Here is a 274-nt window from a genome sequence, read left to right as displayed (position 1 = left end):
AAAGGGTCCTGCCACTCAGGTGGCTTAATGGTCTTACCAAATTCGTTCTTATGAACTAGACCGTCCGGCCAGACTTTCGCCATATTCGCGCCATGCACAATGTCAAAAATCGGCCCCGGCTCGACCCCTAATTCGACCAAGGTGCCCAGAACGAAATATAATTCATCGATCATGGCATCCACCTCGTCTTCCAGCGTCGCCGCTTCTTTAAACTCGTCCAGCACTCCCTGCATCCAAGCCAGGCGGGCTGCTTTGCGGCTCTCGGACAAACGCT

Annotated in this window: 1 protein-coding gene; it reads right to left on the bottom strand. The window is 53.6% G+C overall.

The genetic code is table 11. The features are described from left to right. Positions 1-233, bottom strand: a 233-nt coding sequence (locus KVT27_RS24580) for a pyrophosphohydrolase domain-containing protein (RefSeq protein WP_483307983.1), incomplete at its 3' end; no start/stop codon positions are given. Between the last annotated feature and the right edge of the window lie 41 nt (positions 234-274).

It is taken from the genome of Lysinibacillus sp. GbtcB16, assembly GCF_019091145.1.
GTDB lineage: Bacteria > Bacillota > Bacilli > Bacillales_A > Planococcaceae > Lysinibacillus > Lysinibacillus fusiformis.
The sequence above is the reverse complement of the archived record's forward strand: the minus strand, read 5'-3'. Positions and strand labels throughout refer to the sequence as shown.